The organism is Actinoplanes flavus (genome assembly GCF_017592555.1).
GTDB classification, from domain to species: domain Bacteria; phylum Actinomycetota; class Actinomycetes; order Mycobacteriales; family Micromonosporaceae; genus Actinoplanes; species Actinoplanes flavus.
In genome coordinates, this window is the sequence record NZ_JAGFNS010000011.1 from 146931 (window position 1) to 168848 (window position 21918).

Below are 21918 nucleotides of genomic sequence, written 5' to 3' on the forward strand. Positions count from 1 at the left end.
CGGCCGTCCGGTGAGGATCCGCCCTGGGCCGTGTGGACTCAGGAGTACCTCGCTGGACGGCCGCCGCGTAGTGAGCGTATGACCGGGATGCGCCCGGACCTCGCAGCGCCAACTCTGGCGGTGTCAACCCTTGTGGGTGACTGGCAGCTTCAGGAACTTCGAGGTGGAGAACCGACCTAAAGCGGTGTTCGGAGTAGTCGATGCCCGGCTGCCTTGAGGGCATCTGCCCCTACGCGGCGGCCTGTACCTCTCAGCGAGCGTCCGACCGGCAGCCGAACGGCGGGCATTGTCCGGAACGCTGCCGTACGTGACGCCGTGGGCTGCGGCGGGCGCGTGACCTGCGGCTGGCTTCTTGGTGGCGGGTCGATTCTCCGAAGGTGCTTCTTTTCGCCGCGTCCTTCGGGCCGGTTCTTCGCGGCCTTTTCCTTGATGCGTTTGCGGGTGTGCCGGGCCGCGGCCGGGACCCACGCTGCGGTTACCTCGGCGCAGCGGCGACCGTCGAGATCGCCGCGGCGTTGGTGATCGGCCAGGAGACGTACGTGGCCCGCATCCTCACCAAGCTCGGCCCTGCGAGACCGGGTGCAGGCCTTGCCTGGTGACCTGAGCAGTCAGGCGGTCACGCCAGCCGCGGGGCAGTGTTGGCCCCTATGATGCACCGGATACTTGGATAGGGGAGTCTTTCGATGTCGCGCAGAGTCTGGTCGGCACTTCTTCTCGTGGTCGCCACCACCATTGCCGCCACGGCCGTTGCCGGCCCCGCTGCGGCATCGAGCTACGGATGGGTGTCCGCGGGCGCCGTGACGGTCTCGTTCTCGGCGGATCACAACGCCAAGAACAAGATCGTGATCACCCGTTCCGGGCGGACCGTCACGATCGACGATCGGGTGGCTGTGAAGCCCGGCAAGAACTGCAAGCAGGTCAAGGGCGACAGGACCCGGGTCCGCTGCAGGACCACGAAGACACCCGCCAAGGTGATCGTCCGGCTCTACGACCGGAACGACTCGGTGATCAACAAGAGCGACCTCAGGATGGAGGCGTACGGCGGCGGGGGCAACGACAGCCTCGTCGGTGGCCCGAAGTCCGATGTCCTGCACGGCGAAGACCTCTGCGCCGAGTCAGCCGGCAACGACAGGATCTACGGCCAGGGCGGCAACGACCTCATCTACGCGGGTGACGGATCGGATTACGTCTCCGCCGGTGACGGCAACGACCAGGTCCTCGGCGACAGCGACTGCGTCACCGCGCCCGACCGCGCCGGCAACGACGTGATCCACGGCGGCAACGGCGACGACGACCTCTTCGGGGACAACGGCAACGACAAGCTGTATGGCAACAACGGCAACGACTTCCTCACGGCCTGGTACGGCGTGGACCGCATCGAGGGTGGCGCCGGCGACGACCAGCTGCACGGTGACCCCGACGACCGCAAGGTCTCCGCCGACGTGCTGCTCGGTGGCACCGGCCGGGACGTGGTCGAGTACCAGGGTTACCGGAAGCCCCTCACCGTCTCCCTGAACGGCGTGTCCGGTGACGACGGCGTGGCCGGTGAGCACGACACCGTCGGCGCCGACGTCGAACGCCTCACCGGCGGAGCGGGCAACGACCGCCTGGTCGGCAATGCGGCGGCCAACGAGATCGACGGCTTCGGCGGCAACGACACCATCCTCGGGGGTAGCGGTAACGACGACCTGCGCGGCGGCGACGGCGACAACAAGCTCTATGGGGAAGCAGGCGACGACGTTCTCTTCGTCTACTACGGTGTCGGGTTGCTCGACGGCGGCGCGAACAACGACGTGTGCAACGGCCGATACGAGACCGTCACCCTGATCTCCTGCGAGACGTTCCAGCCCTGGTGACAGGTGGCCGGCAATGACAGCGGGCCTTCGACCCGGCCTTCTCGACGCCGGCGGCGAGACGGGCCGGACCGTTGAAGGTGCCGGCCCGTTGCCGTGTGTCAGCCCAACTGGAAGCGGGACACGAGGGCCCGCAGTTCGCCGCCCATTCGCGCGAGGTCGGAGGCGGCCTGCTGGGAGCTGCTCACGCCGGTCTGGGTGATCTCCGCGGCCTGCGCCACCGCCGCGATCGTGGTGGCGATGTCGCGGCTGCTCGCGGCGGCCTCCGTGACGTTGCGGGCCATTTCGCCCGTGGTCGCGGTCTGCTCCTCGACCGCGGCGGCGATCAGCGTCTGATACTTGCTGATGCGGTCGATGATCTCGGCGATCTGCTCGATGGCCTCCACCGCTTTCGCGGTGTCGACCTGGATCGCCTCCACCCGCTGCGAGATGTCCTCGGTCGCCTTCGCGGTCTCCTGGGCGAGGTCCTTGACCTCGCTGGCGACGACCGCGAAACCCTTGCCGGACTCACCCGCGCGGGCCGCCTCGATGGTCGCGTTGAGCGCGAGCAGGTTGGTCTGCTCGGCGATCGCGGTGATCAGCTTGACGACGTTGCCGACCTCCGCGGAGGAGGTGCCGAGCTTGCCGACCGTCTGGTTGGTCGACTGGGCGACGCTGACGGCCTCGGCCGCCACAGCGGCCGCCTCACCGGCGTTGTGCGCGATCTCGCGTATCGCCGCGCCCATCTCGTCGCTGCCCACGGCCACGGTGTCGACGTTCTCCGACACCTGCGAGGCCGACCGCGTCACCTCCTGGGCCTGCGCGCTGGTCTCGTTGGCGGACGAGGCGATCTGCTCGGAGGTCCGGGACAGGTCGACGGAGGCTCCGGCCAGCGAGTCGGCATGTCCGGTGAGCGCACCTACCGTGTCGCGCAACGAGGCGACGGTCTCGTTCAGCGCGGTACCGAGCCGCCCGAGTTCGTCCTTGCGCCGGAAGTCGACGCTGACGGTCAGGTCGCCCTTGGCCAGCTTGCCGAGGGCGTCGACGACGGCCGACAGCGGCCGGACGACGGACCGGGTGACCACGATGCTGAGTACGACCGCCAAGCCGAGCGCGACGAGCAGCGCGCCGGCCATGGCGTACTGGCCCAGGCGCTTGGCGTCCTGGCTCTCCTGGCGGGCCTCGCCGATGCGCTTATCCACCGACTTGCTCAGGGCGTCCGCGGTGTCGGCGACCACGCCGTACGATTCTGCCGCCGGGCCGTCATTGGTGGCGTCCATAGCCTTGACCAGGCCGGACCGGCTGCCGTCGCCGATCCAGGCGATGATCTTCTCGTCCCAGCCGAAGAAGTCGTCCCAAGCCGGCTCGAGCTTCGCGAACACCTCCCGCTCCTGGGTCGTCATGTAGTCGGTGTGGGCCTCGGTCAGGCTCTTGTACAGCTCGTCTTTCGCCTCGAGGAACGCCTGACGGTTGAAGCCCTCCGGGCCCAGCGCCTTCTTCGGGCCGTAGGCCGCGACGTCGGAGACGACCAGGCCCTGCCAGCCGGAGATGTCCGCCAGCTGGAAATTGATCAGCTCCGCGTCCCGGCGTACCTGCTCCAACTGCTCCAGCTGCCTCTGTACGTCATCCTGGCGCGCCATCGCCCACCAGCCCGAGCCCGCGGCGACGATCATCAGCAGCGCGAGTACGGAGAACGCCCCGCCGAGTCGCCTTCCCACACCTGATCTACCGAGTCGCACGACGCCGCCTTTCCCCCTCTGAATTCGACGCCGTCACTGATCGGACGCAGGACGACCTGTCCTAAGGGATGACCGGGAGCCGAAGCCGGCGATGCGAACCGGATCACGTTCGCCGTCGAGGCCGGCCGCGAAGGGGCAGCGACCGCGGCGTGTGAAGACCGGCATCCACGTACCCGAACACGGGAAGGGCGCGGGAGCCTGTCCGCTCCCGCGCCCTGACCGTCAGCGTGCCCCTCGACCGGCCGTCATGCGGCCTTCACGAAGTACTGTGCGCCGCTGCCGTTGCAGTCCCAGATCTGTAGTCGCGCGCCGTCCGCCGTCGAGCCTGCCGGGGAGTCCAGGCACCTGTTGGAGTTCGGGTTGCGCAACCGGTCACCTTCCTGGACCCAGTTCTGCGCACCGCTGCCGTTGCAGTCCCAGAGCTGCACCTTCGTGCCGTTGGCCGTGCCCGCGCTGGTGACGTCGAGACACCGGCCCAAGGTCCGCAGGGTCTGGCCGTCGCGACTCCACTGCTGGTCCTTCGATAGAGAGGCCCCCTGGCACGTCCACAGCTGCACAGCCGCGCCATTGCCGCCCGTGTCGTTTCCGGATACGTCCACGCACTTGCCGCCCGGCCCGTTGATCTGCGTCGCGGGTCCGCCCGTGGGCGGCGGCGTCGTGCCCCCGTCCTGGTAGTAGCGCACGTAGTCGATCGACGCGGTGAGCGGGAACTGGCTCTGCACGGGGTTCTGCCCGGGGTACGTGCCGCCCAGCGCCAGGTTGAAGATGAGGTGGAACGGCTTGCGGAACTCCTCCAGGGTCGCCGGTGTGGTGTCGATGACGTGCGTTTGCGCACCGTCGACGTACCAGCGGATCTGCGAGGCGGTCCACTCGATCGCATAGACGTGGAAGGCCGCGGCGTTGTTGACGGCGGGGTTCGCGACGTAGTTGGCGTTCTGGCCCGCTGTCCACGGGAACACGCCGGTCCGGAGATCCCAGAAGATGTTGTTCGTCACGGTCGCGTTCGCATTCGCGTGTTCCATGATGTCGACCTCGCCGCAACTGGCCCAGTTGGTGGGCAGGCGGTCGTAGTAGGTCTGCGCGGGGTTGTAGGCGCCGGTCGACGTCTCGTCGCACGCGTCACCGAGCATCCAGAAGGCCGGCCACGAGCCGGTGGCGGTCGGGAGCGCCATGCGCGCCTCGATGCGGCCGTACTGGAAGGAGCGCTTCGTGTCCGTCGTCATGCGGCACGACGTCTGGTAGAAGTTGCGGCCGTTGACGGTGATGGGTGTCGTGAGCCAGTTGGCGCGCATCACGAGGTTGCCGCCGGACTGTGTGCAGTTCTCGGGGCGGTACCACTCCCACTCGCCGTTGCCCCAGCCGTCGAAGGCATTGAGGCCGGGGTTGAGGCCGTTGCCGACGTTGTAGTTCCAGTTGGCGCTGTTGGGCGCGCCGGACCCGTTGAACTCGTCGGCCCACACGAGGTTCCATGCGGCGTGTGCGGGCTGCTGCTGGACGACCGCGCTGCCGACGAGTGCGGTGACGGCCGCGGTGAGGAGGACCAGGAGGCGCCGGCTGCGTGACGGCGCTCGATCCGCGAAACCTGCATTCATTGTCACGGAGAACGTCCTCTCGTACGGAGTCGTTCGATCTACTGCGAGGGCGACATGAAACGCGTTTCTGTAAACATTATTACGTAAATATTTCCGACTGTCGATGCAACCGCTCGGGGTCGTTCGCGCGCCGCTGCGAACCCGCCCAGGCGGCCGGACCCGGCCCAGGACGACACCGTTACGTCGTGACGCTTATGATGATCCGGTTCGATGCGGTCACGGCTCGCGCGGGGGATCTCAGGTGTCTCGGTTCGGCAGGCTTCTCGGTGCGGGAACCGCCATTGTCGTCACCACCGCGGCGGTCGGCGCCCTCGGCGCTCCGGTGCAGGCCGCCGCCTCTGGTGTGGTGTCCGTTGTAGGCGGTACGCAGGTGAAGTACGTCGCCGGAACGGGCAAGGCGAACCGGGTCGTGGTGACCCGGTCCGGCAACACCGTCACGGTCGACGACCGGGTGGCCGTCAAAGCGGGTAAGGGCTGCCGGGCGGTCAAGGGCGACAAGACCAGGATCCGGTGCGGCACGTCGAAGAAGCCCACCCGGGTGCTGGTGTATGTGGGCGGCGGGAACGACTCCGTGACGAACCGGACCGACCTGCCGATGTCCGCCAACGGCGGGGCCGGTGCCGACGTCCTGGTCGGTGGCCCACGCGCCGACCGCCTGATCGGAGGCCCCGGAGTGAACCGGATCTACGGCGGGGCCGGCGCGGACCGCCTGGACGGTGGCCCCGACGCCGACCGGATCTACGGTGAGGCCGGCGACGACAGACTCTTCGGTGACTGGGGTGATGACGCGCTCTCCGGCGGCGTCGGCAACGACGAGCTGGTCGGGCACGTCGGGGACGACCGGGAGTACGGCGGCGCCGGCGACGACTACTTCTACCAGGAGTGGGACCGGGATCTCGACGGATTCCCGCAGCCACACTCCGACCATGACCTGATCTCCGGCGGCGCCGGGCGGGACAAGGCCGATTACAGCAACCGGGTCGAGCCCGTCACCGCGGACTCCGACGGGGTGAAGGGCGACGACGGCGGCAAGGGCGAACGCGACACCCTCATCGGCATCGACGCGATCATCGGCGGCTCCGGGAACGACCGCCTCTACGGCACCGCGGGTGCCGACGAGCTGCAGGGCGGCCTCGGTGACGACACGATCCTCGGCTACGGCGGCGACGACGAGCTGATCGGCGGATCGGGACGGAACCGGCTCGACGGCAGCGCCGGCAACGACCGGCTCACCGCCGACACCGGCGCGGACGTACTGCTCGGCGGCCCCGGTGAGGATCTCGTCGACTACTTCGAGCGTACGAAGCCGGTCACCGTCGACCTGGACGGCGCCACCGGGGACGACGGCCAGGCCGGTGAGCGTGATTCGGTCGGGCGGGACGTCGAGAACCTGCGTGGTGGCCACGGTGGCGACCGCCTCACCGGCAACGCCGCGGCCAACAAGATCGACGGTCAATGGGGCGACGACGTGATCCGCGTCGGCGCGGGTGACGACGCCGTCGAGGGCGGCATGGGCCGCGACCAGCTGTTCGGCGAGGCCGGCGACGACTACCTGGACGTCGGATCGGGTGACGGCAGCGATTACGTGGACGGCGGCGCCGACGGTTCCGCCGTCGGTGACAACTGCGTCCTGTTCGCCGACGACTCCGGCGTCGACACCGGGATCAACTGCGAATACCTGCGGCAGCGGGACACCCCGCTGTTCATGCACTGAGCACGCGGAGCCTCGTGCGACGGAGACCACGGTTCAGGTCGACACTCGGCAAATCAAGATCTGGATCAGGGGTACGGGGTACGGCTTCACTGGGTGATTCGGTCGCCGGGCGGCCGCCCTACGCCACCCGGCGCACGATCGCCAGCAGTGATTCCTCGACGTCCTCGATCGCCCGGTCGGGCTGGAACATCAGCCAGTCGACGGCCACCACGAGCCCCACCCCGAAGAGGGCCGCCGACGCCACCCGCACGTCCAGCTCGGCCGGGAGGTCACCGGAGTCGACGCCCTCCTGCACGGTCCGCGCGATCACCCCGATCGCCTGCTCACGCAGGAGGATCAGGGTCTGCTGCCACTCCCGGTTGGTGCGCCACATCTCGGAGAGCAGCAGCTGAGCGAACGCCTGGTAGCGCCGGATGTACTCCAGCTGAGCCCGGATCAGCGCACGCAGCGCCTCCCGCGGCGGCAACCCCTCCACCGCCAGCCGGAACTGCTCGGTGAGCAGGCCCACCCCGTGCCGCAGCAGCTCTTCGAAGAGATCCGTCTTCGACTTGAAGTTGTAGTAGACGGTCCCCTTCGCCACCTTCGCCCGCAGCGCGATGTCGTCCACGGTGGTAGCCGAGAAGCCCTGCTCGGCGATGAGTTCGACAGCGGCCTCGTACAGTCGCTGCCGGGTGTCCTCGCGTCGGCGGCTCCGCCCGTCCGTCTCCACGAGTAGAACCCTAGAGGACCAGCTCCGGGTGCAGGTCCGCGGTGCGCATCCGGCGTTTGCGGGCGGCCAGCAGCACGGTCAGCAGCAGCGCGGCGACACCGAAGACGGCCAGGACCAGCGCGTCGTGTGTCACGATCGCGGCGGTGCCTCCGTCGACGGCTTGCCGGATCGCCTCGACCACGTACGTCATCGGCAGCAGTGGATGGACGGCCTGGAAGAAGCCCGGTGACGTCTGGACCGGATAGGTGCCCCCGGACGAGGTGAGCTGCACCATCAGCAGCGCCAGCGCCATGACCCGCCCGGCCGGTCCCAGTGCCGCGCCGATCAGCTGCATGATCCCGGCGAAGACGGCGGCCGTGCCGAACATCAGCGCCAGGGTCGCTGCGGCGTGTACCGGCGTGAGCCCGAGCACGAAATGCACCACGGCGTAGAGCAGGCCGGCCTGGACGGCGCCCATCACCACCCCGGGGAGCAGTCCCGCGAGGGCCACCCGCAGCGGTGGTGCGCCGGACATCAGGTAGCGCCGGTTCAGCGGCCGCAACAGCATGTAGTTGATCATTGCGCCGACCCAGAGGGCCAGGGCCAGGAAGTACGGCGCGAATCCGACCCCATAGGTGCCGGCCGGATGCCGGACGTCACGGTCCAGCGAGACCGGGTCGGCGAGCACGTCGGCCCGGTGCGCGGCGTCGTCGTAGCCGGGAATCTCGGCGGCGCCGTCGGCCAGGCCGTCGGCCAGCTGACCCGCCCCGCCGCGCAACTCACCGAGACCGGTGGCCAGTTCGTGACCGCCCTTGGACAGTTTCGTCAGGCCGCCGTCCAACTGCCGGGCCCCGCTCGCCAGCCGGAAGATGCCGCCGCGCAGCTCGGTCGCGCCCTTCGCGGCCTCGGCGTTGCCCTGGCTCACCTTCCGTGAACCGGCCGCCAGTTCGTCCATGCCGTCGGCGAGCCGGTTCACCTGGGCCCGGGCCTTCGTGATGTCGGCCGCCAGATGCGGAGCGTTCTTCGCCAGGTCGCGCGCCATGTCGGCCACCTCCCGGAGGCGGCGCCGCAGTTCGTCCGAACCCACCGCGTCGATCTGGCGTCGCACCTGCTCGGCGTCGCTCACCAGCCGGTCGGCGAGGGCTTGCGCGTCGGCCAGCCCGGGTGTCTCACTCGGCAACCCGTCGAGGTACTTGCGCAGTTTGCGGGCTTCGGTGACGGCCCGATCCGAGGCTTCCTCGATGTCCCCGACGTGGTTCGCGAGCTTGTCGGCGCCCCGGGCCACCAGTTTCGCCCCGGCTTCGATCTCCTTCGCGTTCTCCGTCAGGAACGGGCCGTACGTGTCGGCCGCCGCGTCGACCTTGTCGGCCAGCTTCCGGGTGCCGCGCGCCGCCTCGGCGGTGCCGGACGCCACCTGGGCCGAGCCCTTCTTCAACTCCTGCAGACCGTCAGCCAGGCCGTCCGCACCGGAGCCGGCCTGACGCAGTCCGGAAGCCAGCCGCCCCGCGCCGTCGTCCGCCGAGTCCAGGCGGTCCGCCAGCCGCCCCGCACCGGAGGTGGCCTTCCGGGCGCCGTCACGCAGATCGGCGGCGCCGTTCGCGGCCTTGCCGGTCTCCTCCTTCAGATCGGTGAATCCGATCAGCATCCGGTCGAAGTACTCGGTCGACGCGCTCGCCGACGCGGCCGCCCGGACCTCGTCGAAAGCGGTGCGGGCGAAGACCCCGGAGAGGTAGTTGGTGGCGTCGTCGCTGACCGCTTTCAGCTGGGCGTTCCGCGGTTCTCGGTCCGACTCCGGGGCGGCCGCCAGAGAGGCGGAGAAGTCCGCGGGTATGCGCAGTCCGATCTGGTAGCTGCCGTCGCGCAGGCCCTCCTCGGCGTCCTGCGCGCTCACCACGTGCCAGTCGAAGATCTCCCGTTCCACCAGCTCGTCGGCGAGATCCTTCCCGGCGTGCACGGTCTTCCCCTCGGAGGTGCGCGCCGGCTGATCCTCCACCACCAGCGCCGCCGGAATGTGGTTCAGCCGACCGTAGGGGTCCCAGAACGCGTACAGGTACAACGCCCCGTACAGCAACGGAATCACCGCGAGCACCGCCAGCGCGGCGGCGGTCAGCCGTCCGCGCAGAAATCGCCGCAGCTCCATCGCGGCCAGCGACAGCGTCGGAAAGCCCCGCATCACACCTCTTCCTCGACATCCTCGGACGTGGTGCCGGCGGACGGCCGCCGCTCATCCTCCGGGCCCTCCGGTGGTCCCTCTTCCCGCTCCCTCCGGGGTACGGGTGACGCCTCCCCGGTCGATCCGGCGCTCTCGGCCTTCGCCGGGCTCTCCGTCGCCGGTTCGGCCTCGGCGGACTCGCGTCCCGCGGACTCCTCGACCGGCTCCACCTCGGCGGAAGGCCCGGCGGTCGAGGTGACCAGCGGGCGGCCCGGGGTGCCGGTGCGGGGATCGTCGAGGAGCACCACATGGTTCACCAGGGCCGGGTCGACCTCGCGGGCCGTGACCAGCACCGCGGCCCCGCCGGCGGCGATCTCGGCGAGCAGGCTCCAGAGAGCGTTCTGCTCCGCGCGGTCGAGCCCGGCGTCGACACCGTCGAGTGCGATCACCGCCGGGTCGGTCAGCATGGCCAGCGCCAGCCCGAGAAGGTGCCGCTGGTAGGGCGACAGATCCCGTCCCCGCAGGTCAGGGTGGAGGCCGTACAACGGGGCCGTGGCGGCGGCGCGTCGAGGGCGGCCGAGCAGGGCCAGTCGCTCTTCGACATGTTCCCGGACCGTGAAGACGGGTTCGGGCTCCTCCACGCCGGGCACGTGAGCGAGCGCCGCCGTGCCCCCGATCTCGATTCTTCCGGTGGTGAGCCGCAGCCGTCGCGCCAGCGCGAGCAGGGTGCTGGTTCGGCCGCTGCCCGGTGGACCGATCACCGCGACGGTCTCGCCGGCGTCGACCCGCAGGTCGAGATTGCGGACGAGCCAGCGGCGATGGTGCCGCACGCCCGCCCCGCTCGCGGTGAGCACCGCCATGGCAACCCCCTTTTTAAACTGACCAGTCAGTTCAAAAACATACCCATCGCAGGCTCACGGGGTGCACCGAGGTGGTGGATGTCACGGACCGGACTGCGGCGCTGCCCGCGGATCCGAGTGCTTCGCAGTCCTATGTGTCACACCCCGGTGGCAGACTGGTGGCGCGACGAAGCTTCGAAGGGCAGGGCGTTGCGGCGGGGTCACCCGTCGAGCGCCACTGCTCTGCCACGGGGAGATGTGCGGCTGTGATCTTCGAGAGTCTGGATGTGTCGTACGGCGAAATGTGGGGCTGCCACAAGGGGATGACCCACCCGGACCCGATGTCGAGCGCGCTCGCGGCACGCAAGCATGCTGCCGGGAGGGATTACGCGGTTCTGCTGTCGGCGCGGGAGCGACCGCTGGCACTGATCGAGTACTGGCCCCGCCGGATGTGGCGGGTGTACCTGTTCGACGACAGGTCCTGGCGCATGCAGATGATCGACCTCCAGCCGCACGGCACGGGGATGCTGCTGGCTCACCGGAACACCCGATGGCAGTTCTCCGACGAGCGGCAGCACTCCTCCGGGAAGTGGGATGTTCAGGAGACCACGACCGTCTCGGCCGACGGGCAGGTCGAGGTGAGATCCGAGTTCGCCCGGCCGGGAGGAGCGTCGGGCGTCCCCGTGCGGCGGTTCGCGGCGCCCGTCGAGAGCTTTCTCTGTCCCGTACCGGAATTCGGCGACTGGCAGGTGTTCGCGCCGTTCCTCGCCCAGCAGGGCCACGAGCCCGCCACCACCGTGGTCCTGAACGACGTGTCGGTGGACGACGGGTCGGGACCGCTGCGCGCCACCGGCATCGAGCAACTGTTCAGCCCGGGTGCGTGCGACACCCCGGATGGGCCGGCCGTCGTCGAGCCCGTCGACGCCGGCATGCTGCGGATCACGTCGGGGCAGCTGGTGGTCTCGGACCCCGGCTGTATCGAAGTGACCCCGCGGACCGTCGCTGTGCCACCGGGCGAGTTCCCGGTCACGCTGTCGACTCTGCGCACCCGACACGGGGCCGGTGTCGCCGCGGCCAGGGTGACGTTCCTGGACATCCCGCCCCGTGAGTGGGAAATGGCCCTCCAGCCCGACGAGGACCCGGGGCTGCTCGGCGAGGGCCAGTTCTACGGGGTCGGCGTGGATACCGGCACCGTCGCTTTCATGGATGCGACTCGGACGGTGATCGACGATCGGCTGGACGAGGACGTGTTCGAACCCCTCGAGGACCATTTCGCCGTCGAACTACCGGGTACGCCGCCCGAGCCGAACCTCATCGCCTTCCGTGCCGGCCGGGGCGACGGGGTCTACCCCGTCTGGATCGGCCGCACCGATGACGGACAGGTCGGTTGCGTCGTCGTCGACTTCCAGCTCCATTCCGCCGACGGGGGAGAGTGAGCCGCCGACCATCGGCGCGAGGCCGCGCCGCCCGAGACCGGGACACCGCGGACCTCCAGAGCGCAGACGGCGGGGTGCGGCCGGGAGCGGCGGCAGGTGGGTGCGGGAGCGCCCGCGCCGGCCTGCCCGGGCACCGATCTGAGCCCGGCGGGCGCGGCACGGGCGGGACCACCCGGTGAGCGCGCGTGGCGCGGACGGGACGGCCCGGGCAGGGCGGGGCGAGGTCACGCGTACCGGAAAAGGGGCGGGAGAGAGCCGCGGACCTCGACCCGAACGGTCGTCAGAGCCAGCCGCGCTGGGCGGCCTTCAGGCCGGCTTCGAACCTGCTGCGGGCCTCCAGCCGTTCCATCAGGCCGGACATCATCCGGCGGGCGGTGCGCTGTGAGACGCCCAGCCGGGTGGCGGCGGCCTCGTCGGTCAGGCCCTGTGCCAGCAGTTGCAGGAGCACCTGCTCCTGTTTCGTCAGGCCTTCGCGGTCCGGATCGTTGGTGGCGCCGAACGGTGTGGCCAGTTCCCAGATCTGATCGAAGAGCGCCAGCATCGGCATCACGATGCCCGAGCCGGTCAGTTCCAGTACGCCCTTGCGTGAGTTGTGTGGATCGATCGGCACCAGGGCGGCACGTCGATCAGCCAGGATCATGCGTGGCGGCAGGGTCGGTGTGGTGCGGAAGTCGCCGCCGTTGTCGGTGAGGAACTGTGCGTGCGCGAGCGTCGCGGCGTCGTTGCGGATGCTGTCCAGCCCGATGCCGCGCAGCCGGACGCCGCGCCGCAGCAGTGACAGGTCGTTGCGCTGGGCGTGCTCCAGGGCCGCCGGTGACTGTGCGCCGCCGGGCATGAAGGTCAGTATTTCGAACTGTGCCTCGCGGCCCAGCTGGTCCAGCTTGTCGCGGACCGCGTCCATGCCGACGAAGGCCCGGACGGTGGAGCCGGCGGTGTCCTGGCGGGCGGCCCCGAAGTCGTCGATCAGCTGCATGACCGCCGACTGGCACTCGACCACCTGCTGCTGCCGTCGGGCCAGCTCGGCCTGCTGCCGCGCGAGCGCCTGCTGGAGGCCGACCTCGGGACTGATCACGTGCAGCCCGTCCGGGCGGTCGGCGGAGGCCCGGATCAGGGACAGTTCGAAGAGTTGATCCAGGGCCTCGCGGACGTCGGTCTCGGTCATCCCCAGAGCGTCCGCAAGGTCCATGACGCCGGACTCCGGCCGGGCGAGCATCGCGCGGTAGACGCGCTCGGACGAGGCTTGTAAACCCAGCACAGCCAGCATGTATGTGCCCCCGTAGACAAAATGCACTGAAATCTATGCATTGATGATCTTGTCATGGGGTTTCCGGCCGGGCAAGGGTCGCTCCCCAGGCTGCCACCCGGCCGCAACCGGCCATGACGGGCCGCCGTCAGGCCGCAACCGGCCATGGCAGCTTGCGGCCCGGCATGAACCCTTCCGTTACTCCGAGACGGCGGGCAATCTATTCACAGCGAACGCGCCGAACGGCAGCGGGAAGCGAAAGAATCCGCCTTCTCAGAATAGAAAGAAGGGTACTCCCATGCGTTTTTCGATCACTCTCGCCACCCTTTTCATGGCCGCTGCCGACGGCGCCGCTTCGACCGCCCTCCAGACGCTGGTCTGGGACTGAGCGCCGTGACCTTGACGCACGTGACTCTGGTCCACCGGGCGGGAGCGGACGTCACGCTCACCGCGGCGGTGCTTCGCGACATCCTCTGGGCGCACGTTCGTGCTGGTGATCCGGTCGAACACATCTCGGTGCGAGCAGGGCCGGAGTCCTGTCTCGAGGTCGGGATGTTCACCAAGCCGACCACCGGACAGTCGCCCGCGACCATCGCGTCCGAGCTCGTCGAGCGAGCGCTGCGGAGCTCACCATCGCTGGAGCGGTGGATGCTCGCGGAGATTCGGCCGAGTTCTTTGTTCGCCAATTCCGGCCCGTAATCGGGCCACTTCTGACGATTCGACTTCGGCGCGAAATGAATCGCGCCTGATAAAGCCTGCTCACATCCCCCGGAAAGGTTCTTCGAAATGAACATGCGTACGCGTCTCGCCAGTGTCCTGTTGGCCGCCCCGCTGATGCTCGGCTCGGTGGCCGTGACCACCGCCGCCACGAGCACCCCGGTCTTCGCCGACGCCGCCTGCAGCAGCAACGTGTCCGTTTACGGCACGCTGGCCGACGGCCGCCTCACCTACACGGTGCTCGACCCGGACAACGGCAACGTGATCAAGGTCGTCACGTCCGCCGCGACGCTCGGGTTCACGCCGAAGGCGCTGGCCACGCTGAACTTCAACACCCTGCTGATCACGTCGACCGGCGGTCAGCTGTACCGCGTCGACATCTCCACCAACAACACGTCGCTGACGTTCAACACCCCGGTCGCGCTCGGCGGTGGCTGGACCCATGACCAACTCGCCTACGACGGCCACGGCCACCTGTACGGGATCGCCGACGGCACGCTGCTGCAGTACGTGGTCTCCGGGACCAAGCCGACCTCCGGCCAGGTGGGCATGCGCAAGGAGATCGGCACCGGTTTCACCCTGAAGACCCTGACCGCGGTGGGCGACGACACGCTCGCCGGCACCACGTCCAGCGGGGAACTGCTCAACTACAAGATCGACGCCTCCGGCGGCTGGACCCGGATCGAACTGCTCAGCAGCGGGTGGAGCGCCTTCAGCGACCTGCTCTCGCCCGGTGGCGGTCTCTACTTCGGCAAGATGCCCGACGGGTCGATGTACTGGTACGAGGACCAGAACCCGAACAACAACCACGGTGGTGACATCACCTACCACCTGGACGACCCGGTGAGCTCCCGCGGCTGGACCCAGACCCTGCTCTCCGCGCAGCCCGCCACCTGCACCGTGAAGGCGCCGGAGAACACCCTGGGCGCCAACATCGCCAGGATCGCGATCGGTGAGCTGGGCACGACGGAGACCGACTGCCAGAAGTACGGCGCCGGCTGCGGTGACATCGCCTGGTGCGCGATGTTCGCCAAGTGGGTCTGGCGGGAGGCCGGTGTCACCGGGCTGCCGAGCACCAACTTCGCCCGCGGCCTGGGTGACTGGGGTGTCGACAAGGGTCTGTTCAAGTACCGCTCCGGCAGCGGCAACGGCAACCCCAAGGTCGGTGACTGGGTGATCTACGGAAGCCCGGCCAACGCGGGCGGCGGCCACGTCCAGATCATCACCAAGGTGCACAGCGACGGCCGGATCACCATCGTCGGCGGCAACCAGTCGAACAAGGTCACCACGTACACGGTCAACCCGGCCAACGCCCGGTCCGGTTCGGACAACCTCCCGATCTCCGGTTACGTCTCGCCGCCCGGCGCCTGATCCTCTCCACCCCCCTCGCCGGGGGGGGGGGCCCCCCCCCCCCCCCCCCCCCCCCCCCCCCCCCCCCCGCGGGGCCCGCGCCCCCCCCCCCCGGGCCCCCGGCCCCCCTCGACCGTCGTTCACATTCCCTCCCGGAGATGACCGCAGATGAAGACCCGTCGACTGATCTGGACTCTGACCGCCGCGCTGGCCGGCAGCCTCGCGATCGGCGCCCCAGCGGCCGCCGCCACCTCCAACCCCTGCGTCTCCGGCGGACCGACGGCGGCCGACGCCGAGATCGCCGCGGACCTGAACGCGAAACTGACCGGCAAACTCGACGGCTACATGACCGCCTACCGGGTCTCCTGCGCACGAGCCGTGGTCGCCGAGGCGGAACGGCGTGGCCTGCCCGAGCGGGCCGCGGTCATCGCGGTCACCACCACCATCGTCGAAAGCACCATCGAGAACCTGACCTACGGCGACCGGGACAGTGTGGGCCTGTTCCAGCAGCGGGCCTCCTGGGGATCGGAGTCCGAGCGGCTCAACCCGGCCTACGCGACGAGCGCGTTCCTGGACAAGATGCTGCGGCTCTACTCCGACGGTTCATGGAAGACCCGGCCGATCGGTGAGGTGGCGCAGGGTGTGCAGGTCTCCGCGACACCGGACGCGTACCAGCCGCAGGCGGCGGACGGGCAGCGGATCGTCGACGCGCTCCAGGTCGTCAAGCCGCCGGCCGGAGCGGCCTCGATCTACGGCGTGCTCAACGACGGCCGGCTCACCTACTCGGTCATCGACATGCCGACCGGGAACCGCACCCACACCGTCTCCTCCACCGAGACGCTCGGCTTCGTACCGGTCGCGCTGGCCACGCTGAACTTCAACACCCTGCTGGTGACCTCGCCGGAGGGCGTCCTCCACCGGGTGGACATCTCCACCAACAGCACGTCGCTCAAGTTCAGCGCCCCGGTCGCGCTCGGCGGCGGCTGGACGCACGACATGCTCACCTATGACGGTCACGGCCACCTGTACGGCATCGCCGACGGCAAGCTGCTCCAGTACGTGGTCTCCGGCACCAAGCCGACGTCCGGCCAGGTGGGCATGCGCAAGGAGATCGGCACCGGGTTCACGCTGAAGAACCTGACCGCGACCGGCGACGACTGGCTGCTCGGGGTGAGCAACACCGGCGAGCTGCGGTCCTACAAGATCGCCGCGGACGGCACCTGGGCCGGCGCCACGCTGGCCGACCGGTGGGGCTCCTTCACCCACCTGCTCTCGCCGGGCTCGGGCATCTACTACGGCCGGACCAGCGCCGGCGCGATGTACCACTACTTCGACGCGAACCCCTTCGACCTGTCCGGCACGGACCTGGACTACAACGTCGAAGACCCGGTGGACGAGGGCGGCTGGACGCAGATCCTCCTCTCGGCCCAGACCTCCTGACCACGAAAACCTCCGATAGGGCCGCCCGTCCGGGCGGCCCTATCGTCGTTGCTCAATTGACCGGGAGTTGACTCGGGCCGAGTCGCAGAATTAGCGTGTGGGCGACCACGGCAAGCGATCCGCCGATGCCGTTTCCACGAGAACGCATCGAGATCGCATCATTCCCTTCCACGAGGAGGAAAAATGAAATCGGTACGTCGATTCGGTGTCATCATCGCGTCATTGTGTGCGGCCGCAGCGGCTGTCGCGACGCCGGCTCCGGCGCTGGCGCAGGCCGGTGACGACCGGTCGGGCACCGCTCTGCTGATCACCGTTCAGTTCGTTGACGAGCCGGAACAGCCCATCCGGACCGCGCTGCTGCGGTGCGGGACCGACGGCGGGAGCCACCGGTCGGCCGCGGCCGCCTGTCGTGACCTGAGTGCCGTCGACGGCGATTTCGCGGCTCTGCCGGACGTCCCCGGAATGTGTACGCGGGAGTATCGGCCGGTGCTCGCCACCGCTGTCGGCTTCTGGTCGGGAAGAATGACGTCGTACCGTGCGGTCTTCGGTAACAATTGCCTTCTTCTGCGTGCCACCGGCAGCGTATTCGACATCTGAACGACTCCGTCGAGTCATTATTCGTGTTCGTATGACGATGAAATGAAAAGATGGAGAACCCGATGAACTTCTCGAACATTCGCTTCTTCCGGCACGGCATCGCAGCCGTACTCATGCTGGCGACACTCCTGAGCATCGCCGTCACCACCCGGCCCGCGTCGGCGGCCGCCGCTGAACCGCGGACGGAACTGGTGCTGGTGCAACGCTCGGGCGGCCTGGCGGGTGTGGTCGAGCACTTCACCGTCGACCGCACCACCACGGGCCGCAACGCGGCAGACGTGCTGACCATGACGGCGAGCCGCCCGTTCCGCGCCCTGAGGTCGGCGTACCTGCCGGCCGATCCCTGCTGCGATCGGTTCACCTACACGGTCGTGGTCACCTACAGCGACCACACCGCCAAGACCGTGACGACCGTCGAGAACACGCCCGGCACCCCGCGGATCCTCCTCGACGTCATCGAGTCGGCGCTGCTCACCGCCGCGGACCGCGCGTCCCGCTGACCCGGCCCGTGCGAACGGCCCGGCCTCCGCACGATGCGGAGCCGGGCCGTTCCTCTAGGGCTCGTTCGCCTTGTGCCAGTCCCGGACGGCGTCGCGCATCCGGTCGAAGAGCGCCATCGGCGGCCCGGCCAGCATCATCGTCTTCGCGCTCTCGCCGACGCCCGCGTGTGGGCGGGTCGGCGAGACGGCCTCGGCGGCGCGCACGGCGCCCGCCATGCGGCGCAGCTTCGCCGGGTCGGCGTTGCGCCGCAGGATGGGGAACTCCTGCTGTTCCTCGTGCGTGGCGTGGGCGATCACGGCCCGCTCGAACTCGGCGAAGACCTCATCGAAGGCGGGTGCGTCGGTGCCCAGCGCGTACAGGTTGGTCAACTCCCGCTTCGCGTCGCCCTCCTCGCGCATGCACGCGTCGGCCACCGCGCCGCTGCTGTGTTGCCGGGAAGCCGGATGCACGACCAGTTCCTCCGCGCTCTCGTGGACGGCGAGTAACCGTACGAGTCGATGGAAGGCGCGCTCACGGTCATCACCCGTGGTGCTCTTCACTTCCGCGAACAGGTCCTTGATCTCGTTGTGCTGGCTGATGAGCAGGTCGACCACGTCCTGGTCCTGCTTCGTCGCCGTCATGGCGAACCTCCAGGTGATTGACGATGCGATCCTGCCCGATTACCCGGCGTGGTCCCGCCCATTCATGGAGTGACGTCGACGAGGTGGGGTGGTGCGCTATGCCGGATGCGGCGCGAGCGCGGTGTCGGCCCGGCGCGTGGACGTGTCGCTGGTGTCGATCCAGCCGCGCTGCGCCGCGATCACTCCGGCCTGGAACCGGCTGCGGGCGTCGAGAAGCTCCATCAGCTCGGCGGACCGGCGTTTGATCGTACGGGCCGAGACGCCCATCTTGCGGGCGGCCATCTCGTCGGTGCTGCCGGCGGCGAGGAGCCGGGCCAGTTCACGCAACTGCGGATCCAGGCCGGCCTCGTCGCGCTCAGGCGTACGGCCCAACGGGGTCGCCGTCGACCAGATCTGGGCGAACAGGCCGTAAACGGCGGTGACGATGCCGGGGGCGTGCACCTCCTGGGCGCCCTTGCTGCTGTCGTACGGATCGATGGGCAGCAGCGCGACGCGCCGGTCGTACACGATCATCAGCATCGGCACGGTCGGCGCCGTCCGGATCTCCCCACCCAGGTCGGTCATCCAGGTGGCGTACTCCTGGAGCAACGGGTTGTGCCGGTGACTGTCCTGGTAGATGGCCCGGATGGCCACGCCGCGTTCGAGTAGCTGCTGGTTGAGCGGTTTGCTGGCCTTCTTGCTCTCCGGCTTCTGCGCGCTGTTCGGGTTGAGCGACACGCACTCGACGGTGGTCGCCATGGTCAGTTCCTCGAGACGGCCGCGGACCGCCTCCACGCCCTCCCACTTGGTGACCTGTTCCCGGTCGCGGCTCTGTTCGTGCGCGGTGGCCAGGGACATCACCGCGGTCCGGGTCGCCTCCAGCTGGCGTTGCCGCTCCGCCACCTCGGCCTCGGCGCGGGCGATCAACGAGGCCAGACCGACGGTCGGCCCGACCGTCCGCAGCCTGCCACCGTCACCGGTGGCGGTGACGAGGGCCAGATCGATGAGTTCGTCGAGTGCGGCCCGGACGGCGTCCCGGGTGAGGCTCATGTGGGCGGCCAGCTGCGGCAGATCGAGCTGCGGCGCCGCCAGCATGGCCAGGTAGACGGACTCTGCGTCGGCGGACAGTCCTATGGCACCCAACAAGGCTCTCGCCCCTCCCCCGAGTGATGGCTAGCGCGCGGTCAAGTATGTGGATCAAGGTCGCGGGCGGGCAAGATCCATCGACGGTCGCTGTCCCTAAGGTGCCAGGCACCTTCGGGCCCGGCCGGAACTCTCGACCTTCTCCGGCCGGTGCCGCATTGTTGTTTTCAGCAAGGAACACGGCGGAGCGAAAAATGATCCGCCGGGCCGGTGAGAAACGGTTCTCGACAATTCATCGAATGCTTCATGCAAGAGGAGTCTGTCATGCGTAAGGCGATTACCAAGACGGTCACGACGGCCGGTCTGATCCTGGTGTCGACGGTCGTCACCCTGGTGGCCTCCCCGGCGCCGGCCGGCGCCGAGTCCGCCGCCGGCGGCGGCCCGGCCGTGATGGTCCTGGCGGGCGGCTCGGAATGGGGCTGAACGACCTCGACACGGTCTGGATGCGGCTGTGCGGCTACCGGCTGGCCGGCCCGGTCCGCTGGCACGGCGAAGCCGCGAAACAGCTGCTGGCAGGCGATCTGGCAGCACGTATCTGGTCACAGGCCACCGACGACGACCGGATCCAGCACATCCGGATCCGGCCCGCCGACCACCCCGGAACCGACCCGCCGCAGACCGGCTCCGGCGTCCACCGCTGCCGGCTCGACGTGGGAATCCTGCTGATGGCCGACAGCGACGACAAGGCCCGCGCCGTGGGTGCCCGACTCTGCACCGGGGCACTGGCCGCCGGTCCGGACACCGTCGGCTGGACCTTGCAGTCACTGCTCTGACCCCCTTCGATCAGCGCCCGAAAAACGAAATGCGGCGCCGTCCCACCGCGCCCGAAAACACCCCTCGAACCCCTTTAAGGAAACGCGCAGATGAAATTCACCAACCTCCGGTTCCGTGCCGTCGCCGCCGGTGTCGCCGCCGCGGGAGCGGTCGCGGCGGGATCGCTGGCCGTCACTGCCGGCCCGGCGCAGGCCGCCCTGTCCGGATCGTCGATCGTCTCCATCGCCAAGCGGGAACTCGCCGACACCTCCCGCAACTACGAGTACGGCACGAACTGCAGCTACTACGGCGGTGTGGTGTTCGGCTGGCCATCCTGCGGCGGCAGCGGCCGACCCGGATGGGGCGGCGGCACCAGCGACTACGCCTGGTGCGCCGCGTTCGCCAAATACGTGTGGAGGGAGGCCGGCGTCACCTCGTACATGAAGGACGTCAACGGGTTCGCCGCCTCGTTCAAGAACTACGGGCAGAGCCACGGCACCTGGCACCCCCGCGGCTCCTACACCCCCCAGCCCGGTGACGCGGTGGTCTTCGACAACGACTCCGACCCGAAGATCGACCACGTCGGCATCGTCACCTCGGTGTCCGGGTCCACCGTCAACACCATCGAGGGCAACTCCAGCGACCGGGTCGCCTCCCGCAGCTACTCCACCAGCGACTCCAGCATCGTCGGCTACACCACCGCGTACGGCCTCGGCGCCGCCTCCGGCGGCTTCGGCGACTACAGCGGCGACGGCGTCTCCGACGTCATCGGCCTGCAGGCCGGCACCGCCGACCTGATCATGTACAAGGGCAACGGCACCAACACCGTCACCAGCCCCGTCCAGATCGGCAACAACTGGTCCAACTTCGACGCCATCCTGCGTCCCGGCGACTTCGACGGCGACGGCGTCGAAGACCTGATCGGCCGCAACAAGACCGACAACAACCTCTACCTGTTCCACGGCAAGGGCGCCGCCACCCCGGCCGCACCCGTCAAGATCGGCAACAACTGGGCCAACCTCGACCAGCTCACCGCCCCCGGCGACTTCGACGGCGACGGCAACCCCGACATCATCGCCCGCAACACCGCCACCAACGACCTGCTGCTCTACCGCGGCAACGGCAAGGGCGGCTTCATCGACAGCCGCGAGATCGGCAGCGGCTGGGGCAACATGGACCTGATCATGTCCCCCGGCGACTTCACCGGCGACGGCAAGCCCGACGTCCTGGCCCGCTCCGCCACCGACCACAACCTCTACCTCTACACCGGTGACGGCACCGACCTGTCCACCTACGGCGTGGTCGGCAGCAACTGGAGCGTCATGCGCACCATCATCGGCGCCGGCGACCTCAACAACGACGGCAACAACGACATCATCGCCTACAACAACAACGACGCCGACATCTACCTCTACACCGGCAAGGGCGACGGCCACATCGGCAGCCACTACACCATCGGCAACAACTGGAGCAGCTTCACCACCATCCTCTGACCCCCACCCCCCGGGGGGGGGGGGGGGGGGGGGGGGGGGGGGGGAGCGCGGGGGGGGGGGGGCGCGCCCCGCCCGCGCCCCCGCCCACCC

19 protein-coding genes are annotated in these 21918 nt (G+C 69.1%); 11 read left to right on the plus strand and 8 right to left on the minus strand.

Going from position 1 to position 21918, the window contains the following annotated elements; genetic code table 11:
• Nucleotides 1–377 precede the first annotated feature (377 nt).
• Both J5X75_RS18470 and J5X75_RS18475 read left to right on the plus strand, forming a co-directional pair.
• Complete coding sequence (locus J5X75_RS18470) at nt 378–599, plus strand: hypothetical protein (protein WP_208468642.1); 222 nt, start codon at nt 378–380, stop codon at nt 597–599.
• Between the two features lie 84 nt (nt 600–683).
• Nucleotides 684–1856 carry a calcium-binding protein gene (locus tag J5X75_RS18475; RefSeq protein ID WP_238488412.1) on the plus strand — a complete coding sequence of 391 codons (1173 nt, stop codon included), beginning with the start codon at nt 684–686 and terminating at the stop codon, nt 1854–1856.
• Between the two features lie 98 nt (nt 1857–1954).
• Here the strand turns inward: J5X75_RS18475 and J5X75_RS18480 are convergent, their stop codons facing one another.
• Nucleotides 1955–3550 (minus strand): methyl-accepting chemotaxis protein, encoded by a 1596-nt coding sequence (locus J5X75_RS18480; protein ID WP_307798142.1) that lies wholly within the window; start codon nt 3548–3550, stop codon nt 1955–1957.
• A 266-nt stretch (nt 3551–3816) separates the two neighbouring features.
• Nucleotides 3817–5163 (minus strand): ricin-type beta-trefoil lectin domain protein, encoded by a 1347-nt coding sequence (locus J5X75_RS44410; RefSeq protein WP_238488476.1) that lies wholly within the window; start codon nt 5161–5163, stop codon nt 3817–3819.
• Nucleotides 5164–5404: 241 nt separating this feature from the next.
• Between J5X75_RS44410 and J5X75_RS18490 the strand changes: the two genes are divergently transcribed.
• Nucleotides 5405–6877, plus strand: a complete 1473-nt coding sequence (locus tag J5X75_RS18490) for a calcium-binding protein (protein WP_208468643.1) — start codon at nt 5405–5407, stop codon at nt 6875–6877.
• Between the two features lie 118 nt (nt 6878–6995).
• On the opposite strand, the gene J5X75_RS18495 is transcribed toward J5X75_RS18490, so the two are convergent.
• From J5X75_RS18495 to J5X75_RS18505, 3 genes are read right to left on the minus strand one after another with little or no spacing between them, the layout of a single operon-like run.
• The gene (locus tag J5X75_RS18495; RefSeq protein ID WP_208468644.1) at nt 6996–7586 is read right to left on the minus strand and encodes a TetR/AcrR family transcriptional regulator; all 591 of its coding nucleotides are present in this window, start codon (nt 7584–7586) and stop codon (nt 6996–6998) included.
• A 10-nt stretch (nt 7587–7596) separates the two neighbouring features.
• Nucleotides 7597–9738: a YhgE/Pip family protein gene (locus J5X75_RS18500; protein WP_208468645.1), complete on the minus strand. Its 2142-nt coding sequence runs from the start codon at nt 9736–9738 to the stop codon at nt 7597–7599.
• Complete coding sequence (locus tag J5X75_RS18505) at nt 9738–10577, minus strand: ATP-binding cassette domain-containing protein (RefSeq protein WP_208468646.1); 840 nt, start codon at nt 10575–10577, stop codon at nt 9738–9740. The genes J5X75_RS18500 and J5X75_RS18505 overlap by 1 nt, the downstream gene beginning before the upstream one ends.
• 245 nt (nt 10578–10822) lie before the next feature.
• On the opposite strand from J5X75_RS18505, the gene J5X75_RS46010 reads away from it, so the two are divergent.
• On the plus strand, nt 10823–11992 hold the full coding sequence (locus J5X75_RS46010; RefSeq protein ID WP_208468647.1) for a DUF4241 domain-containing protein: 1170 nt from the start codon (nt 10823–10825) through the stop codon (nt 11990–11992).
• 280 nt (nt 11993–12272) lie between these two features.
• Here the strand turns inward: J5X75_RS46010 and J5X75_RS18515 are convergent, their stop codons facing one another.
• The gene (locus tag J5X75_RS18515) at nt 12273–13154 is read right to left on the minus strand and encodes a helix-turn-helix transcriptional regulator (protein ID WP_238488413.1); all 882 of its coding nucleotides are present in this window, start codon (nt 13152–13154) and stop codon (nt 12273–12275) included.
• Nucleotides 13155–14021: 867 nt separating this feature from the next.
• Between J5X75_RS18515 and J5X75_RS18520 the strand changes: the two genes are divergently transcribed.
• From J5X75_RS18520 to J5X75_RS18535, 4 genes are all read left to right on the plus strand, one after another.
• A complete protein-coding gene (locus J5X75_RS18520) occupies nt 14022–15323 on the plus strand; it encodes a CHAP domain-containing protein (protein ID WP_208468649.1) in 1302 nt (433 codons plus the stop codon).
• Between the two features lie 147 nt (nt 15324–15470).
• Complete coding sequence (locus tag J5X75_RS18525) at nt 15471–16742, plus strand: tachylectin-related carbohydrate-binding protein (RefSeq protein WP_238488414.1); 1272 nt, start codon at nt 15471–15473, stop codon at nt 16740–16742.
• A 183-nt stretch (nt 16743–16925) separates the two neighbouring features.
• Nucleotides 16926–17339, plus strand: a complete 414-nt coding sequence (locus J5X75_RS18530; protein ID WP_208468650.1) for an SSI family serine proteinase inhibitor — start codon at nt 16926–16928, stop codon at nt 17337–17339.
• Between the two features lie 62 nt (nt 17340–17401).
• The gene (locus J5X75_RS18535) at nt 17402–17839 is read left to right on the plus strand and encodes a protealysin inhibitor emfourin (RefSeq protein ID WP_208468651.1); all 438 of its coding nucleotides are present in this window, start codon (nt 17402–17404) and stop codon (nt 17837–17839) included.
• 54 nt (nt 17840–17893) lie between these two features.
• Here J5X75_RS18535 and J5X75_RS18540 read toward each other — a convergent pair whose 3' ends face one another.
• Together J5X75_RS18540 and J5X75_RS18545 are read right to left on the minus strand one after the other, a co-directional pair.
• Entirely contained in the window at nt 17894–18460 is a 567-nt protein-coding gene (locus J5X75_RS18540) for a hemerythrin domain-containing protein (RefSeq protein WP_208468652.1), read from the minus strand.
• 96 nt (nt 18461–18556) lie between these two features.
• On the minus strand, nt 18557–19585 hold the full coding sequence (locus J5X75_RS18545) for a helix-turn-helix transcriptional regulator (protein WP_238488415.1): 1029 nt from the start codon (nt 19583–19585) through the stop codon (nt 18557–18559).
• A gap of 261 nt (nt 19586–19846) precedes the next feature.
• Here J5X75_RS18545 and J5X75_RS18550 point away from each other — a divergent pair, with 261 nt between their 5' ends.
• The 3 genes from J5X75_RS18550 (at nt 19847) to J5X75_RS18560 (ending at nt 21828) form a co-directional block, all read left to right on the plus strand.
• On the plus strand, nt 19847–20005 hold the full coding sequence (locus J5X75_RS18550) for a hypothetical protein (protein ID WP_208468653.1): 159 nt from the start codon (nt 19847–19849) through the stop codon (nt 20003–20005).
• Nucleotides 19996–20355, plus strand: coding sequence for a hypothetical protein (locus J5X75_RS18555; RefSeq protein WP_208468654.1), 360 nt, complete (start codon nt 19996–19998; stop codon nt 20353–20355). Before J5X75_RS18550 ends, J5X75_RS18555 begins: the two co-directional genes overlap by 10 nt.
• A gap of 90 nt (nt 20356–20445) precedes the next feature.
• Nucleotides 20446–21828 carry an FG-GAP-like repeat-containing protein gene (locus tag J5X75_RS18560; protein ID WP_208468655.1) on the plus strand — a complete coding sequence of 461 codons (1383 nt, stop codon included), beginning with the start codon at nt 20446–20448 and terminating at the stop codon, nt 21826–21828.
• Nucleotides 21829–21918 lie beyond the last annotated feature (90 nt).

What these genes read in the sequence shown, in the direction of transcription:
- J5X75_RS18475 (WP_238488412.1), top strand. Translation starts at nt 684, where the DNA reads ATGTCGCGCAGAGTCTGGTCGGCACTTCTTCTCGTGGTCGCCACCACC.
- J5X75_RS44410 (WP_238488476.1), bottom strand. Translation starts at nt 5,163, where the DNA reads ATGAATGCAGGTTTCGCGGATCGAGCGCCGTCACGCAGCCGGCGCCTC.
- J5X75_RS18500 (WP_208468645.1), bottom strand. Translation starts at nt 9,738, where the DNA reads ATGCGGGGCTTTCCGACGCTGTCGCTGGCCGCGATGGAGCTGCGGCGA.
- J5X75_RS18505 (WP_208468646.1), bottom strand. Translation starts at nt 10,577, where the DNA reads ATGGCGGTGCTCACCGCGAGCGGGGCGGGCGTGCGGCACCATCGCCGC.
- J5X75_RS18515 (WP_238488413.1), bottom strand. Translation starts at nt 13,154, where the DNA reads ATGACCGAGACCGACGTCCGCGAGGCCCTGGATCAACTCTTCGAACTG.
- J5X75_RS18520 (WP_208468649.1), top strand. Translation starts at nt 14,022, where the DNA reads ATGAACATGCGTACGCGTCTCGCCAGTGTCCTGTTGGCCGCCCCGCTG.
- J5X75_RS18525 (WP_238488414.1), top strand. Translation starts at nt 15,471, where the DNA reads ATGAAGACCCGTCGACTGATCTGGACTCTGACCGCCGCGCTGGCCGGC.
- J5X75_RS18530 (WP_208468650.1), top strand. Translation starts at nt 16,926, where the DNA reads ATGAAATCGGTACGTCGATTCGGTGTCATCATCGCGTCATTGTGTGCG.
- J5X75_RS18535 (WP_208468651.1), top strand. Translation starts at nt 17,402, where the DNA reads ATGAACTTCTCGAACATTCGCTTCTTCCGGCACGGCATCGCAGCCGTA.
- J5X75_RS18540 (WP_208468652.1), bottom strand. Translation starts at nt 18,460, where the DNA reads ATGACGGCGACGAAGCAGGACCAGGACGTGGTCGACCTGCTCATCAGC.
- J5X75_RS18550 (WP_208468653.1), top strand. Translation starts at nt 19,847, where the DNA reads ATGCGTAAGGCGATTACCAAGACGGTCACGACGGCCGGTCTGATCCTG.
- J5X75_RS18555 (WP_208468654.1), top strand. Translation starts at nt 19,996, where the DNA reads ATGGGGCTGAACGACCTCGACACGGTCTGGATGCGGCTGTGCGGCTAC.
- J5X75_RS18560 (WP_208468655.1), top strand. Translation starts at nt 20,446, where the DNA reads ATGAAATTCACCAACCTCCGGTTCCGTGCCGTCGCCGCCGGTGTCGCC.